This window comes from Undibacterium sp. TJN19, from assembly GCF_049339485.1.
GTDB lineage: Bacteria > Pseudomonadota > Gammaproteobacteria > Burkholderiales > Burkholderiaceae_D > Undibacterium.
Map to the genome: position 1 here is coordinate 1 of NZ_JBMPPL010000091.1, position 256 is coordinate 256.

The 256-nt window shown below is 60.5% G+C and carries 1 protein-coding gene; it reads right to left on the reverse strand.

The genetic code is table 11. From position 1 onward, the window contains the following. Window positions 1-256 (reverse strand): condensation domain-containing protein (locus tag ACO0LH_RS28670; RefSeq protein ID WP_422944557.1); only part of this gene is annotated, 256 nt, incomplete at both ends.

Consider the following 256-nt stretch of genomic DNA (forward strand, 5'->3'; position numbering starts at 1 on the left):
CGTGGCTTAAGCTTCTGACGGGGTTTAAGCGTTCAACGAGGTGTTCGAAGGGGATGTCCTGGTGGGCATAGGCTTCCAGGGCCATTTCTCGGGTGGCGCTTAAGAGGTCGGTGAAGCTGGGGTTGTGCTGCAGATCAAAGCGCATGACGAGGCTGTTGAGGAAGAAGCCGATGAGGTCTTCTGTCTCGCTGTGGCGGCGGTTGGCCACAGGGGTGCCGATGGCGATGTCGTGCTGGCGGGCATAGCGGCCCAGGAG